Genomic DNA, 14679 nt, shown 5'->3' with positions numbered 1-14679 from the left:
TTGGGTTTTGGTATGATTATGCGGCGTGATTATCACGTTTGGTAACGCCGCACCAGTCGGCAATAAACAGGGCAAGGACTTCGGTGACTTCCATCATGCTGGAAATCGAGACCCGTTCGTCAATGCCATGAATTCGTTCGACTTTCGGGCCATAACAGGTGGCCGGGATATTGCCGTAAATCTGGAAGAACCGCGCATCCGTTGTCGCGGTGGAAGCATAGTTTTTGATCGCATTGCCGGTGACTTCGTGATGGATGTCGCCGATCATCGTCATCATTGGATGGGTTTCGTCCATCACGCATCCCTCGGCCTGAAAACCGCGATAGGTTATCTTGAATTCTGCCCCCTTGCAGGCCGGATGATTTTCCATCGCACTTTGTGCAACCGCCTCGATGGTTTCGCGGACCTTGGATAATTCCATACCGGGATAAAACCCGACACGGATATCGGCCGAACAAACCGGCGGTACGGTCGATGCCCATTCACCACCTTCGATCTTGCCCAGATTGAAGTTCACCGGATGGACATGAGCACCATAGGCCGCATGACGGTGGGTGGGGTGGTTCCAGATGTCTTCGACTTCTTTCAGGGTTTCGAAAAAGCCAAAGGCCGCCTCGATCGCGTTGCTTCCGGCTGAGGTATCAAGCACATGCGCCGGACTTCCCGTGATGTGAAGCTGAAACCACATCACGCCAAGCTGGGCGGTCATCAATGTTTGATTGAACGGTTCGGGAATGATCGCACAATCGGCGCGATACCCGGCATGCAGGCAGGCCAGCGCGCCATTGCCGGTACATTCTTCTTCGACAACCGATTGCAGGATCACCGGGGCGGCGGGCTCAAGCCCCAGATCATGAAGGGCGGCAAGGGCGTTACAATAGGCAATGATGCCGGCCTTCATATCGCCAGCCCCACGGCCATAAAGCCAGTCGCGTTCGACATAGGGATCAAACGGTCCGCGTCGCCATTGCGCCACCGGTCCGGTCGGCACGACATCGATATGCCCGTTTAAAATCAGGCTGCGTCCGGTTTGTTTGGCCGGTTGATGAATGCCGACGATATTTTCCCGTCCGTTATATTCCGTCGTAACCGGTGGGGAAAAGCCCGGTAAATCGCGCAATTCGTCAATATTGATTGCAACCCGTTCGACCGAAAGCCCCATATCGGCAAAACGATCCGCAACCCAGTTCTGGGCCGATGTTTCATTGCCCAGAAGGCTGTCATGGCGAACCAAGGCACACAGATCGTCAATTGCACGATCCCGGCGATTGGCAACGGCACTGCGCAGTTCATTGCGATCAAAATGGTTCATGGCACGATTTCCGTATTCTTCCTTACGCGGTGCGGGCAAGGCCGGGGCGGGTGGCGGCAAGGGCACCTTCGGTCACGCCAAGTTTCACCATCCGGTCCGGAATGCCATCGCCGCAAATCAGGCTGGCGGCATATTCGCCCATGGCCGGGGCGGTTTGAATGCCATAGCCGCCCTGACCGGCAAGCCAGTAAAAGTCATCCGAATCCGGATCGAACGCCGATACCGGATCGCCATCGGCAAAGAAGCTGCGCAAGCCCGCCCAAGCTTCGCCGGGTCGATTGACCTTAAGCGTGGTTGCCGTCATCAGGCGGTCAATCGTGATGGCGATATCGAGTTCTTCGGGCTGGACATCATGGGGAACCGTCGGTGTCGCATCGGATGGCGATACCAGAAGGCGACCGGCATCTTCCTTGAAATACAGGCCTTCGCCCAAGTCTGACACCATGTGCCAGCCATGCGCATTGACATCAGATGGCAGATCAACCATCACCGCCGTACGACGTTTGGGGGTAATACCCAACGGGGTAACGCCCGCCAGTTTTGCGATTTCATCCGCCCAGGCACCGGATGCGTTGACGAGGATTTGCGCCTCATAGGTTTCGCCACCCGCCGTGACCTGCCAACCGGTGGCGGTCTTTGTGATTGTACTGACGCCGGCATTGACGACCAGATCACCGCCAAGTTTTTTGAAATGGCGGATAAAGCCCCAATGCAGCGCATGAACATCAATATCCATGGCATCGGTTTCAAGGGCACCGCATGCGATCAGATCGGTGTTTAGGATCGGGATCAGTTTTTTGATGTCATCGGCTGTCAGGGCGACAACATTCGCGCCATTCGCGCGGCCTTCGGTAAGCAGTTCGTCAATTGCGCCTTCATTGCCGTGGGCAGCGGTCAGTATCACACCACGCGGGGTCAGGATCGGATTTTCGGTGAAACCTTCGGGCGGGTTCAGGAAAAAGTCACGGCTGGCGGTCGACATCTTGCGGATGATTTTCGGGCCGTAGGTTTCGCTGTATAGAGCGGCTGACCGGCCGGTGCTGTGATAGCCGGGCTGATCTTCGCGTTCGAGAACCGTGACGGATTTTCCACGTTTGGCGAGAAAATAGGCTGCTGACATGCCGGCAATACCGCCGCCAATGATCAGGATATCGGATGTTTTCATTTGGGGCTCCATGCGGTGGTGCCGTGAAAGGCGCTGATAAACTGAAAAAGGTTTTCAGCCAGTGTGTTACTGACATAACCACCTTCCTGCACTAGCACGGTTGGCAGATTGATGCCGCCAATTTTTTCGCCGATTTTGGCAAATCCGCCGGGTGTGACTGCCAATCCGCCAAACGGATCATCCGATGATGCATCCAGCCCCAGTGCGATGACAACCGCATCGGCGCTGAAATGATCAATCATGACAAGCGCACGATCAAGGGCGGACAGAAACGCATCATCGCCGCTGCCAAGGGGCAGGGGATAATTGTGGTTGAAACCAAGCCCGGCATCCTGTCCGCATTCTTCGGCATGGCCCCAGAAAAACGGATAGAAATCGCGTGGATCGGCATGGATCGACAGCGTCATGACATCATCACGGGCATAGAAAATATGCTGCGTGCCGTTACCATGATGCAGATCGACATCAAGGATCGCAACCCGGTCGTATTTGGCGCGCAGTTCCTGTGCGGCAATCGCGCTGTTGTTCAGGTAACAAAAACCACCAGCAATATCGCGGCTGGCATGGTGGCCGGGCGGGCGGCACAGGGCATAGGCCGATTGGGCATTTTCATCGCGGACGCGGCGGGTGGCGGCAATCGCGGTTTGCGCACTGGCATAGGCCGATTGCCAGGTGGTTGCCGATATCGGGCAGGATGTATCGCCCATATGAAAACCGGCCTTGCCCGCCGGGGATCTTGGATAGGGGCCAAGCCGGTCAAACGGATGAATGCCGGGTACGACCAGATCAGAACCACCAAAAACCTTCCATTCGGCATGGATGGTTTGCAGGAATTTCAGATATTCCGGCGCATGAATGGCGGCAATCGGACCCATGCCGAAATCATCAGGGTTACGCAAATCAAGGCCAAGCCGTTTGACGGCCGTGGTCAGGATTTCCGCCCGTTCGGGGACTTCGGGGATTGGCCGTGCTTCGCCTGCGACCATGAATGTCTGGCCGTGATGGCGAAGCTGATCGGCTGAGAAATAGGCATGCATCATGGGCGCCGCCTTTCGTTGGCTTTGCGTCGTGGTGTTGGTGGCAGTTTGTTATTTCCTAAAAGGCGACCTGATCGGCACCTTTCAGGCCCAGCATGGTGCGGGCTTCGTCCGGAGTTGCGATTTCAAGGGATAACCCGTCGAGAACTTCACGGATTTTGCGAACTTGTGATGCGTTGTCCGGGGCCAGTTCGCCCTTGCGCAGATACAGGTTATCTTCAAGTCCGACCCGGACATGACCGCCCATGGTGGCCGACATCGTGGCAAGCGGCATCTGATGACGGCCGGCACCCAGAACCGAAAACTGGTACTGATCGCCAAAAAGTTTGTCGGCGGTGCGTTTCAGATGGGCAAGGTTATCGGGATCAGCCCCGATGCCCCCCAGAACGCCCAGAACGAACTGAATGAAAATCGGACCCTTGATCAGGCCGCGATCAACAAAATGAGCCAGCGTATAAAGATGCCCGACGTCATAACATTCAAATTCAAACCTTGTGCCATTGGCATCACCCAGATCGGCCAGAATGGTTTCGATATCGGCAAAGGTGTTTTTGAATACGAAATCACGACTGTCTTCGAGAAATTTCGGTTCCCAGTCGTGTTTCCAGTCGCTGCGTCCGGCAAGGGCTGGGAACAGGCCAAAATTCATCGTGCCCATGTTCAGCGACGCCATTTCGGGCGCGGCCTGCTTTGCCGCACGAATACGGTCCTTGACCGTCATGGTCATGCCGCCGCCGGTCGAAATGTTGATCACCGCATCGGTAGCCGATTTGATGCGTGGCAGGAATTGGTCGAAAACAGCCGGTTCCGGGCTTGGAAACCCGGTTTCGGGATCGCGGGCATGCAGATGCAGGATGGCTGCCCCGGCATTTGCCGCCGCAATTGCCTGATCGGCAATCTGGTCGGGGGTGATTGGCAGATGCGGGCTCATGGACGGGGTGTGAACCGATCCGGTGATTGCGCAGGTGATGATGACTTTCCGGCTCATGCGAAGGCTCCGGCACGGGTGAGTTCGTCCTGAAGGTCGCCAAGGGCGGCGCGCAACGGAATGAGGATGTCGTCAAACTGATCGGGTGTGATCGTCATGGGCGGGCAGACCATCACATGATCACCGCGATAACCGCCGCGGGTGTGACGCCAGTAAATGATCAGGCCCTTGTCATAGGCAATGTCCACAAGGCGGGCAGCCGCAAGGTGTTTGGGATCAATCGGTTCCATGGTTTCGCGGTCTTTGACCAGTTCGACCGCAAGCAGCAATCCAAGGCCACGCGCATCGCCGATGATCGGAAATTCATCGGCAAGTTTGCCAAGTTCGGCCTTCAATGCCGCCCCGCTTTGGGCGGTATTTTCCAGAAGGTTATCTTCGTCGATAACATCAAGAACCGCGTTGCCCGCCGCACAGGCCATCGGATTTCCGGCATAGGTATAACCGTGAATAAACCCGCCATGATCCAGAACCGGTCCGACAATGCGATCAGGCGCAATCATCGCACCCAGCGGGGCATAACCCGCCGCCAATCCCTTTGATACGGCCAGAATATCAGGCGTGATGCCCCAATGTTCGGCAGCGAAATATTTGCCAGTGCGCCCGGCACCGGTCATGACCTCGTCATAGATCAGAAGAATGCCGTATTGATCGCAGATTTCACGAATGCGGGCATAGTAGCTGTCAGGCGCGACCAGCGCGCCGGTCGCAGCTCCGCCAACCGGTTCCATGATGAAACCAAGAACGGTTTCAGGGCCCTGTTTGAGTATTTCGGCCTCTAGCATGTTGGCGTATTTCAGGCCGCGTTCATGATCAGTCAGATCATCGCGATCCAGATAGCAGGTCGGGGCCGGAATTTTGGGTTGGTCCACCATCATCGGGGCAAAAGGTGCGTGCATCGGCGTATAGCCGGTGATGGCAAGCGCACCAAGGGTTGAACCGTGATAGCTGGGGAAACGCGAAATGATCTTGGTCCGCTGGGCTTGCCCCTTTGCCAGGGCATATTGACGGGCAAGCTTGATGCAGCTTTCGACAGCTTCGGACCCGCCGGAGACAAAGAATACCCGTTCAAGATCGCCCGGTGCGCGTTCGGCAAGGCGGAATGCCAGATTTTCGGCCGCATCATTTTCAAAATGCAGGCGATAGGCGAAGCTGGCCTTTTCAAGCTGCGCATTCATCGCGGCAATCACGCGCGGGTCGCTATGGCCGATATTGCTGACCATCGCACCGCTGGAGGCGTCGATATAGCGTTTGCCATCGACATCCCACATATAGACGCCCTTGGCATGGTCGATCAGCGGCCGGCGCGAACGGCTTTGATAAAACAGGCGGGATTCCCGGTTATGGCCGGTTTTGGGGTTATCATGCGTCACTTCGGGTGGCACTCCAGATCCGGTCAGTCGTGATGACCGGGCAACAACACACAATTTCGGGCGGCAATGTGCATGAACACATCGGCACCTTCGTGATGGGGGCGGGCATCAATCGGATTGATCACCTGCCAGTCACGACCATTGACCGTGACGAAATAGCGGGCCTGCTGCCCCAGATAGTCGACCGTTTTGATCCTGCCGGGGATGGCGATCACACCGTCCGTGGCACCGTTTTGATCCGACAGGCCGATTTTTTCAGCGCGGATAACGGCGCGGACATCTGTTGATCCGTTGGCTTTGGCAGTCTGTTCGGATGTCGTCAGCAATGTTTCCCCGCTTTGCAGGGCGACATTGGTAAAGGCCGCATCCGGTGTGCCAAGGGCGGCAGGAATGATATTGGAATGACCAAGGAAGTCGGCAACAAAGGCCGATGCAGGATTGTTATAAACGTCTTCAGGCGCGCCTTCCTGTTCGACGACACCGTTATTCATCACCACCAGCTTGTCGGACATGGCAAGGGCTTCGGATTGATCGTGGGTCACAAAAACCGTAGCAATACCCAGTTCGCGCTGAATGCGTTTAAGTTCGACCCGCATTTCTTCACGCAGGTTGGCATCAAGGGCAGATAGCGGTTCATCAAGCAACAACACATCGGGTTCGATCACGATGGCACGCGCCAGTGCAATACGCTGCTGCTGTCCGCCGGAAAGCTGATTGGGATACCTGTCGGCGACATGAGGCAGTTGCACGAGATCAAGGGCACGATTGACCTTGTCGCGGATGTCGGATTTGGACACTTTGCGGTATTTCAGGCCAAAGGCGATATTGTCGTAAATCGACTTATGCGGGAACAGGGCGTAGTTCTGAAACACCAGACCCAGATTGCGTTTGTGGATCGGCAGGGCATTGACCCGTTTGCCACGGATCAGCAGGTCACCCTCGGTAATGTCGGTCAGTCCGGCAATCATGCGAAGTGTCGTGGTCTTGCCGCAGCCCGACGGACCCAGAAAGGTCACGAAACTGTTGTCCGGCACGGTCAGGTCCATGCGTTGGACGGCGGTAAATTCGCCATAACGCTTGACGACATTTTGCAGTTCGACCGCATTTTCGATGTCAGCCATCACAAATAACCCTGTCAGAAAAAGGCGGTGGTGCCCCGGTCGCCAGTTTGAAACCAGCGACCGGAGATCCGGTTTATGCGATCAGTCCGGCCTAGTAGCCGCGCTGAACCCGCGAGAAGGTTTTCGACCAGTCGGCTTCGTTTTCGTTCCAGTAGGCCGGATCAAAGAAGCTGAGTTCCTTGAGTGTGCCGGATGGATCAAACGCGGGCAGGGTCGGGATGACTTTGCCGAGTTCGACTTTCTGCGGATCAAGGGCCGGCGGATAGCTTTGGCCTTCGGCAACCGCAATCGCGACTTCGGGTTCAAGCATGAAGTTCAGAAGTTCTTCACAGGCGGCCATCGGGCTTCCGCGCAGAACGAACAGGCATTCCTGCCAGCCAAGACCGCCTTTCGGGTCGTGATAGCCGATATCGTGGCCCTGATCCTGCAATGCCTTGATGCGACCGGACCAGCCTTCGGTGACATAGATTTCTTCTTCGGCCAGAAGGCTCATCAGTTCGGCCCCTGAGCTCCAGTATTTCAGGGCGAGATCGCGATGGGCACGGATCATGTCCCAGACGGCATCGATATCCTTGATCGCGTTCGGCTCCTGATCGGATTGGAGGGCACCGTACCAGACGCGGGTTTTCCATTCACCCCAGCCGCCGATCTTGCCTTTGTAAGCTTCATCGACCATCAGCTTGGCACCTTTGGCCTTGGCTTCATCGTCGCTGATATATTTGCGGTTATAGGCTATGCCGGTGGTGCCGTAATCATACGGGACTGCCGAAATGGTGCCGCCGGTGATTTTGCGCAGCGGTTCGATCAGGCCGGGAATGACGTTTTTCAGGTTCGGAATATTGGCTTCGTTCAGTTCGGACGTCAGTTCCAGACCATGATAGCGGGCATAGTCAAACACGCCCGACAGGTGGGCAAGGTTGAACTCGCCCGGTTGGCCCGCCTTGACGCGGGCAATATATTCATCCGCACCGCCAAAGGTGCCTGATACGACCTTGATACCGGTTTTTTCGGTATAGGGGGCAAAGGCGTATTTTTCGAATGCTTCGGATACCACGCCGCCCCAGCCATCAAAACGGACCTGTTCTGGTGTTGCGGCAAGGGCGTTGCGGGCCAGCATGCCCATCGGGCCACCGGTGATCCCGGCGGTGACACCTGCAGCCCCCAGAACGGTCAGGAAAGTGCGACGGTTGATATCACCGTCTTTGAGGCGGGTAAGCAGGCGTTCATAGCGTTTCGTCTCGTCCATTTAGGCCTCCTGATAAAGGTTTTTATCCGTTTTCTTGTCGGTCTTGTGGTCTTCTTTTTGGGTCTTGTTGTTGGTTTTGGCGGTTTCCCGCGGTATCTGGTTGTGCGTTATGCTGTTGTTTTCTGTGCCCGTATTTTTTGCGCCGATGCAACACGCGCGATTGCGGTCGCAATCAGCGGCAAGGCAATGGTGAAAATCACCATCACTGCCCCCAGTGCATTGATTTCCGGGCTGATGGAATTGCGCAGCATGGCAAAAATCTGGGTCGGGACGGTTTCAACCCCGCCCGGTTTCCAGAACAGGGTGCCGGTGATGTCGTCAAACGAGATGGTGAAGGAAAATAGCATCCCGGCCATGACAGCCGGCATCATCAGCGGCAGGGTGATTTCAAAAAAAGTCTGGATCGGAGTTGCGCCAAGGCTCATGGCGGCTTCTTCGACGTCGCGCCGGATTGATACAAGGCGCGCCTGAACCACCAGAACCACGAAGGGCAGGGTAAATACGACATGTCCCATCAAAAGCAGGCCAAAGCTTTTGGGCATGGAGAGGAATTGCAGAAACAGCAAAAGAGCCACAGCCAGGACGACTTCGGGTATCAGGATTGGGGCAACCAGAAGCGTCGAGATTGAGCGCTTCCCCGGAAAATCGTACCTGACCATGGCAAGGGCTGCGAGCGTGCCTAGTGTCGTTGAAATGGCACTGGTCAGCGCGCCGAGTATCAGGGACGTTTTGAATGCACGGATAATGGCATCGTTGTTCCATAATGCTTCGAACCAGCGTGTCGAAAAACCTTCAATCGGGAAACTGCCGAACTGGTTGGCATTGAAGGCCAGCAGAATGACAACCGCGACCGGGGCAAACAGAAACAGATAAACAAGGATGGTTGCGATACGGATCAGGGACCAGCCGGACATCATTACATTCCCCCTATTTGAAGCTTTTGGCGATCTGATCGACGCCAAGATAACGGGTGTAAATGACAACCAGCGCACCCAGAAGCGCCAGCAGGACAAGCGAAAGAGCGGACCCCAGCGGCCAGTTAAGCTGTGTCACGATGGCCTCGAACACGAGATTGGCAAACATTGCGTCACGCGGGCCACCCAGAACAATCGGGGTGATATAGGTGCCTGCGGCCAGCACGAAACATAACAGGGATCCGGCAGCAAGACCGGGGAAGGACAGCGGCAGGGTGACTTCGCGGAAGGCCTGCCAGCCGGTGCAGCCAAGGCTTTGGGCCGCTTCGGTCAGGTTTTTGTCAATACCATCCAGACTGACATAGACATTCAGGATCATGAAGGGCAGCAGATAATGCACAAGGCCTAGAACAACCGTGGTCTGGTTATAAAGCATCTGTATCGGTTCATCGATGATGCCAAGCGACAGCATCAATGTGTTGAGCGCGCCCGAAGTGCCAAGGATGTTGATCCAGGACATGGTGCGGATGATGTAGCTGATCCAGAAGGGCAGCATCAGCATCAACAGCAGGAACGTTTTCGATTTCATCGGCGTGTTGGCGACGAAATAAGCCGGGATATAGCCAACCAGCGCACAGATCACCGTGGTATAAAAGGCAATGGCAAAGGTCTGAAACAGAATGTCGCGGTAAAACCGGTCGCCAAGGGCTTCGACCCAGTTATCAAGATAAAACCCGACCTGATCGGCACCGGTTGCGGTGCGCAGCCAGAATGAATAAACCACGATGAACATCATCGGGACGATCAATAGCAGCGATATCGTCGCCAGTGACGGCGACAGCAGGACCCAGGGCGTTCTGCGTGCCCCGGCTACATCTGCGGCCATTTTTGCCTCCCGTTATTGTGCTCTGGCAATTGCCTGCCATGCGCGGTTATCTGGCCGTGAATGAATATGTCTGACTATTTCACCCCAGACTTGCACATAGCGCAAATAGATAAGTAGAATGGATTGCATAGCCAATTGCTATGGGTGGGGAAATGAGCGACCTTTTAAAACGGCAATTCGACTGGAACCTGTTGCATACCTTTACGGTGATTGTCGAAGAACGGTCGATCACCGGGGCGGCCAACCGGCTGCTTTTGCGCCAGCCCAGTGTCAGCAATGCGCTTAAACGGCTTGAAGATCAGATCGGCGCGCGCCTGATTGACCGGGAACGCGGCCGGTTTGAGTTCACCGAACAGGGATTGGCGCTTTATCATGAATGTCGCGAGATTTGCGGGGCGATTGGCCGACTTTCGGATGTGATGTCGGACAGTGGCAATCAGCTTAGCGGGCATTTGCACTTGTGGCTGGCAAGTCACGTGGTGTTTCCGCCGCTTGACGATGCGCTGTTTGAATTCAATCGCGAACATCCCGAAGTCACCTATGAAATCAATGTCGCGACATCCGCCCATGTCACAAGCCAGGTTTTATCCCAACAGGCAAGTTTCGGCATCTGTCTTGTGAATGAACAGCATCCCCGGCTGGAATATCGCAAACTGTATCGCGAACATTTCGGGTTCTTTTGCGGGCCGACACATCATTTGTTTGGCCGGGAAAACCTGACGCTTGCCGATCTGCGTAGCGAAGCATTTGTATCGTTCTCCACCGATCAGCTTTCCGATGCGCTGGCCCCGGTTGCTGTTCTTCGCGCGCGCGAAGGCATGAAGGGAAAGGTGATCGCCACCAGCCCGCATCTTGAAGAAGTGCGCCGCCTGATCAATGCCGGGCTTGGCATTGGTCCGTTACCGATCCATGTCGTGCAAAATGCGATGGAACGCGGGCAGTTATGGCGCCTGCCACCCTATGACGCACCGCCAGCAATTGATATCTATCTGGTGACCAATCCGCGCATGTCGCTTGGCCGGGCGGAGCGGTTTTTCATTGATAACCTGACCGGGCGGCTGGGCAGTGCGCCGGATGGTTATTTTGTTTATCCGTAAACAGGACGTGATCGGGGCTTGCGGATTGCGGGTGTTTGCGCAAGCATGCGGCCAAGCACAGACCTGAAGTGAACGGGATAGAAGATGAAGCTGGTTTATTTTTCCTGGGTCAAAGACCGTATCGGCATGGCCGAGGAAGATATTGAACTGCCGGAAAATGTGAAAACCGTTGCCGACCTTCTGGCATGGATGCCGGGCAGGGGGGCGAATTACGCCGATGCGCTGGCCGATCCGGCGATTATCCGGGTGGCAGTTGATCAGGAATATGCGCAAGGCGATCGCGATGTACGCAGTGCGAGTGAGATCGCGCTGTTTCCGCCGGTAACCGGCGGATAAAACGATAAGTTCAATAGTATTATTAAAAAAGGCGCCCGGTTTAAGGAGCGCCTTTTTTGATGGTCAGTCTGCGACGGTCGCCGTTTGCGTCAGGCTTTCAAAGAATTCCTTGCGACCCAGTGTGCCGGAAATGCGTCCCTCGCGGGTTAGCAGAACCGGGTTTTGGGTGATGCTTCGCATTTCGATCAGATCCTTGAGAAGCACGGTGTCATCGGCAACGAAGATGACCGAATTGTCGGTCGCATCAAGATCAGTCGGCAATTCACCGGTATAGTTGATCAATCGCAGCTCGCCCCGTTTGCCGTTATGGGCGGCCTTGATGATGCCGTCCTGAAGCGTGATACGGATATCTTCGTCCTCGACAGGAAGTTCGCCGGAATCGTTGCGCTGGTCCCTGTCAACACGATGCATGATGGCGCGACCACGCAGGATATTGACCGGGTTCATATGGGCAACAAAATCGGCGACATATTCATTGGCCGGACGCAGGGCGATGTCTTCGGGCGTGCCATGCTGCACGACATAGCCACCTTCCATGATGGCAATTGAATTGCCAAGTTTCATGGCCTCGTCGAGATCATGACTGACAAAAAGGATGGTCTTGTTGAGCTTTTCCTGAAGATCAAGAAGCTCGTCCTGCAGGCGGTTACGGATCAGCGGATCAAGGGCCGAAAACGGTTCGTCCATCAAAAGGATCGGTGCATCGGTGGCAAAGGCACGGGCAAGGCCGACACGTTGCTGCATACCGCCTGAAAGTTCGTGGGCATATTTACCCGCCCACTGATCCAGCCCGACAAGGGCCAGCTTTTCACGCACGATTTCACGGCGTTCCTTCGGTCCCATGCCGTCAAGCTCAAGTCCGAAGCCGACATTGTCTTCGACGGTGCGCCACGGGAACAGACCGAATTGCTGGAACACCATCGCAACGCATTTGCGCCTGAGGTCGCGCAGCGTATTGGCGTCACAGCTGGTGACATCGACCATCCAGTCACCATCATGTACCCGAAGCGATCCGCGTGAAACGCGGTTAAGCCCGTTTACGCAGCGCAGCAACGAGGATTTACCCGAGCCCGAAAGCCCCATCAGAACGCAGATTTCACCCTGCGGGACGTCAAAGCTGACATTGGCAACACCAAGGATATTGCCGGTTTCCTTGGCTATTTCGTCACGGTTTTTACCGGCGTCGAGGAGGGCAAGTGATTCAGCCTGCTTGTCCCCGAAAATGACGTCGATATTATCAAATTCAACAGCATTGCTCATGATTACTGCCCCGTATTTTCAGATTTGTCGCGGCGGCAGATGCGGTCCAGCACAATGGCAAGGATCACAATTGCAAGGCCGGCCTCGAAGCCTTGGGCGATATTGACCGTATTAAGGGCGCGAACAACCGGTTTGCCAAGACCATCAGCTCCGACAAGGGCGGCAATCACCACCATTGAAAGTGAGAGCATGATGCATTGGGTCAGGCCCGCCATGATCGATGGCATGGCAGATGGCAGTTCGACCTTGAACAGCAATTGCCGTGGCGTACAGCCAAAGCTTTTGCCTGCTTCGATTAGTGCCTTTGGCGTGCTGGCGATGCCAAGATGCGTCAGGCGGATCGGGGCAGCGATGGCAAAGATCACGGTCGAAATCAAGCCCGGAACCACGCCAAGACCAAACAGGATCAGGGTCGGGATCAGATAGACAAAGGTCGGGATCGTCTGCATCAGGTCAAGAACCGGGCGTAATGCCTGATAAAGCCAGGGACGATGCGCGGATGCGACGCCAAGTGGTACACCGATCACCATGCAGAACAACGTCGCATAGATCACAAGTGCGAGCGTTTCCATGGTGGCTTCCCAATAGCCGAGATTGACGATCAGAAGCAGGGAAAGAACAGTGAAGGCCGTCAGTTTCCATGATCTGTGCAGCCATGCAGCCAGCACACCAAACAGCGCGATAATCAGAAACGGCGGTAACCAGACCAGCAGATCGACTGTGTTTTCGATAATGAATTCAAGAACGTCCGAGATGGTGTAAAACACGAAGTCGGCATGCTCATTAAGCGCATCCATCAGGGATGCAATCCACCGTCCCAGCGGAATTTTAGTTTCCGTGAGCCATTCCATTGGATTTTTCCATTATTTGAACAAAGAAAATGTGCCGATACGCTGCCCCTGATAGGGACAACGTATCGGCATTATGAATTCGAAGCTGGACCCTAGAGACCGAGTTCATCTTTGAGCGCTGCCTTGGCATCGCCACCGTCAAAGGTGGTGACGCCATCAAGCCAGGCCATCGCGGCATCCGGATTGGCTTTGAGCCATGCGGTTGCCGCTTTTTCCGGATCGGTGCCCTCGTTCAGGATGGCATCCATGATCTGGTTTTCCATATCGAGGCTGAATTTCAGGTTGGTGACGAATTTACCGGCATTCGGGCATTCGTCAGTGTAACCGGCGCGCACGTTGGTATGAACCGTGGCACCGCCGAAATTCGGGCCAAATACATCATCGCCACCATCAAGATAGGCCATGTCATATTTGGCATTCATCGGGTGCGGTTCCCAGCCAAGGAAAACAATGAATTTGTCACGTGCCGATTTGCGTTTGACTTCGGCCAGCATGCCCTGTTCGGAAGATTCAACAAGTTCAAAGCCTTTGAGGTCGAACTGATCATTGTCGATCATGTCCTGGATCAGGCGGTTGCCATCATTGCCCGGTTCGATACCGTAGATTTCGCCATCAAGATCGTCCTTGAATTTGGCAATGTCGGCGAAATCCTTGAGGCCAGCATCATAAGCATTCTTCGAAACGGCGAGGGTGTATTTGGCACCTTCAAGGTTGGCACCGGTACTGACGACGGTCTTCTTTTCCAGATAGGGCGCAATGTCCGCAGCCATGGTCGGCATCCAGTTGCCGAGGAAGACGTCAACGTCCCCGTTGGCAAGGCTGGTGTAAGTGACAGGAACGGAAAGAAGTTCGGTTTCAGCGTCATAGCCAATGGCTTCAAGGATAACCGATGCGGTTGCCGTGGTCGCGGTGATGTCGGTCCAGCCAACATCCGAGAAAGTTACGGTTTTGCAGGCATCGCTATCAGCCGCCTGTGCACCGGCCGCCCCCAGAAGGGTGGTGGCAATGACAGTGGTGCCAAGAAGACGGCCGATGGTGGAACGTGTGGTCATGTTTATGGTTCTCCCTTGTGTGGACCTAACGGTTACTGATGGTG

General features: G+C 55.3%; 14 protein-coding genes. 2 read left to right on the top strand and 12 right to left on the bottom strand.

The window, feature by feature from the left end:
• Positions 1-16 precede the first annotated feature (16 nt).
• From TH468_RS09290 to TH468_RS09250, 9 genes are all read right to left on the bottom strand, one after another.
• Positions 17-1312, bottom strand: a complete 1296-nt coding sequence (locus TH468_RS09290) for an ArgE/DapE family deacylase (protein WP_085643473.1) — start codon at positions 1310-1312, stop codon at positions 17-19.
• Between the two features lie 22 nt (positions 1313-1334).
• The gene (locus TH468_RS09285; RefSeq protein ID WP_085643471.1) at positions 1335-2477 is read right to left on the bottom strand and encodes an FAD-binding oxidoreductase; all 1143 of its coding nucleotides are present in this window, start codon (positions 2475-2477) and stop codon (positions 1335-1337) included.
• Positions 2474-3517, bottom strand: coding sequence for a histone deacetylase family protein (locus tag TH468_RS09280; RefSeq protein WP_085643469.1), 1044 nt, complete (start codon positions 3515-3517; stop codon positions 2474-2476). Before TH468_RS09280 ends, TH468_RS09285 begins: the two co-directional genes overlap by 4 nt.
• A gap of 55 nt (positions 3518-3572) precedes the next feature.
• Complete coding sequence (locus tag TH468_RS09275) at positions 3573-4502, bottom strand: 3-keto-5-aminohexanoate cleavage protein (protein ID WP_062953102.1); 930 nt, start codon at positions 4500-4502, stop codon at positions 3573-3575.
• Positions 4499-5872 carry an aspartate aminotransferase family protein gene (locus TH468_RS09270; protein WP_085643467.1) on the bottom strand — a complete coding sequence of 458 codons (1374 nt, stop codon included), beginning with the start codon at positions 5870-5872 and terminating at the stop codon, positions 4499-4501. Before TH468_RS09270 ends, TH468_RS09275 begins: the two co-directional genes overlap by 4 nt.
• Before the next feature lie 23 nt (positions 5873-5895).
• The gene (locus TH468_RS09265) at positions 5896-6993 is read right to left on the bottom strand and encodes an ABC transporter ATP-binding protein (RefSeq protein WP_085643465.1); all 1098 of its coding nucleotides are present in this window, start codon (positions 6991-6993) and stop codon (positions 5896-5898) included.
• 91 nt (positions 6994-7084) lie between these two features.
• The gene (locus TH468_RS09260) at positions 7085-8239 is read right to left on the bottom strand and encodes a PotD/PotF family extracellular solute-binding protein (protein WP_085643463.1); all 1155 of its coding nucleotides are present in this window, start codon (positions 8237-8239) and stop codon (positions 7085-7087) included.
• 107 nt (positions 8240-8346) lie between these two features.
• A complete protein-coding gene (locus tag TH468_RS09255) occupies positions 8347-9156 on the bottom strand; it encodes an ABC transporter permease (RefSeq protein ID WP_085643461.1) in 810 nt (269 codons plus the stop codon).
• Between the two features lie 10 nt (positions 9157-9166).
• On the bottom strand, positions 9167-10039 hold the full coding sequence (locus TH468_RS09250) for an ABC transporter permease (protein WP_085643459.1): 873 nt from the start codon (positions 10037-10039) through the stop codon (positions 9167-9169).
• A 152-nt stretch (positions 10040-10191) separates the two neighbouring features.
• On the opposite strand from TH468_RS09250, the gene TH468_RS09245 reads away from it, so the two are divergent.
• Positions 10192-11136, top strand: a complete 945-nt coding sequence (locus TH468_RS09245; protein WP_246832275.1) for a LysR family transcriptional regulator — start codon at positions 10192-10194, stop codon at positions 11134-11136.
• Between the two features lie 84 nt (positions 11137-11220).
• Positions 11221-11472 carry a molybdopterin converting factor subunit 1 gene (moaD, locus tag TH468_RS09240; protein ID WP_085643455.1) on the top strand — a complete coding sequence of 84 codons (252 nt, stop codon included), beginning with the start codon at positions 11221-11223 and terminating at the stop codon, positions 11470-11472.
• Positions 11473-11535: 63 nt separating this feature from the next.
• On the opposite strand, the gene choV is transcribed toward moaD, so the two are convergent.
• The 3 genes from choV to TH468_RS09225 form a co-directional block, all read right to left on the bottom strand.
• A complete protein-coding gene (gene choV / locus TH468_RS09235) occupies positions 11536-12732 on the bottom strand; it encodes a choline ABC transporter ATP-binding protein (RefSeq protein ID WP_085643453.1) in 1197 nt (398 codons plus the stop codon).
• Positions 12733-12734: 2 nt separating this feature from the next.
• The gene (choW, locus tag TH468_RS09230) at positions 12735-13583 is read right to left on the bottom strand and encodes a choline ABC transporter permease subunit (protein WP_085643451.1); all 849 of its coding nucleotides are present in this window, start codon (positions 13581-13583) and stop codon (positions 12735-12737) included.
• 92 nt (positions 13584-13675) lie between these two features.
• Positions 13676-14635: a choline ABC transporter substrate-binding protein gene (locus tag TH468_RS09225; protein ID WP_085643449.1), complete on the bottom strand. Its 960-nt coding sequence runs from the start codon at positions 14633-14635 to the stop codon at positions 13676-13678.
• Positions 14636-14679: the final 44 nt, after the last annotated feature.

The organism is Thalassospira sp. MCCC 1A03138 (assembly GCF_002115785.1).
In the GTDB taxonomy this organism is placed as follows: domain Bacteria; phylum Pseudomonadota; class Alphaproteobacteria; order Rhodospirillales; family Thalassospiraceae; genus Thalassospira.
Note: the sequence above shows the minus strand (reverse complement) of the source record. Positions and strands in the feature narration are given on the sequence as shown.

What these genes read in the sequence shown, in the direction of transcription:
- TH468_RS09290 (WP_085643473.1), bottom strand. Translation starts at nt 1,312, where the DNA reads ATGAACCATTTTGATCGCAATGAACTGCGCAGTGCCGTTGCCAATCGC.
- TH468_RS09285 (WP_085643471.1), bottom strand. Translation starts at nt 2,477, where the DNA reads ATGAAAACATCCGATATCCTGATCATTGGCGGCGGTATTGCCGGCATG.
- TH468_RS09280 (WP_085643469.1), bottom strand. Translation starts at nt 3,517, where the DNA reads ATGATGCATGCCTATTTCTCAGCCGATCAGCTTCGCCATCACGGCCAG.
- TH468_RS09275 (WP_062953102.1), bottom strand. Translation starts at nt 4,502, where the DNA reads ATGAGCCGGAAAGTCATCATCACCTGCGCAATCACCGGATCGGTTCAC.
- TH468_RS09265 (WP_085643465.1), bottom strand. Translation starts at nt 6,993, where the DNA reads ATGGCTGACATCGAAAATGCGGTCGAACTGCAAAATGTCGTCAAGCGT.
- TH468_RS09260 (WP_085643463.1), bottom strand. Translation starts at nt 8,239, where the DNA reads ATGGACGAGACGAAACGCTATGAACGCCTGCTTACCCGCCTCAAAGAC.
- TH468_RS09255 (WP_085643461.1), bottom strand. Translation starts at nt 9,156, where the DNA reads ATGATGTCCGGCTGGTCCCTGATCCGTATCGCAACCATCCTTGTTTAT.
- TH468_RS09250 (WP_085643459.1), bottom strand. Translation starts at nt 10,039, where the DNA reads ATGGCCGCAGATGTAGCCGGGGCACGCAGAACGCCCTGGGTCCTGCTG.
- TH468_RS09245 (WP_246832275.1), top strand. Translation starts at nt 10,192, where the DNA reads ATGAGCGACCTTTTAAAACGGCAATTCGACTGGAACCTGTTGCATACC.
- moaD (WP_085643455.1), top strand. Translation starts at nt 11,221, where the DNA reads ATGAAGCTGGTTTATTTTTCCTGGGTCAAAGACCGTATCGGCATGGCC.
- choV (WP_085643453.1), bottom strand. Translation starts at nt 12,732, where the DNA reads ATGAGCAATGCTGTTGAATTTGATAATATCGACGTCATTTTCGGGGAC.
- choW (WP_085643451.1), bottom strand. Translation starts at nt 13,583, where the DNA reads ATGGAATGGCTCACGGAAACTAAAATTCCGCTGGGACGGTGGATTGCA.
- TH468_RS09225 (WP_085643449.1), bottom strand. Translation starts at nt 14,635, where the DNA reads ATGACCACACGTTCCACCATCGGCCGTCTTCTTGGCACCACTGTCATT.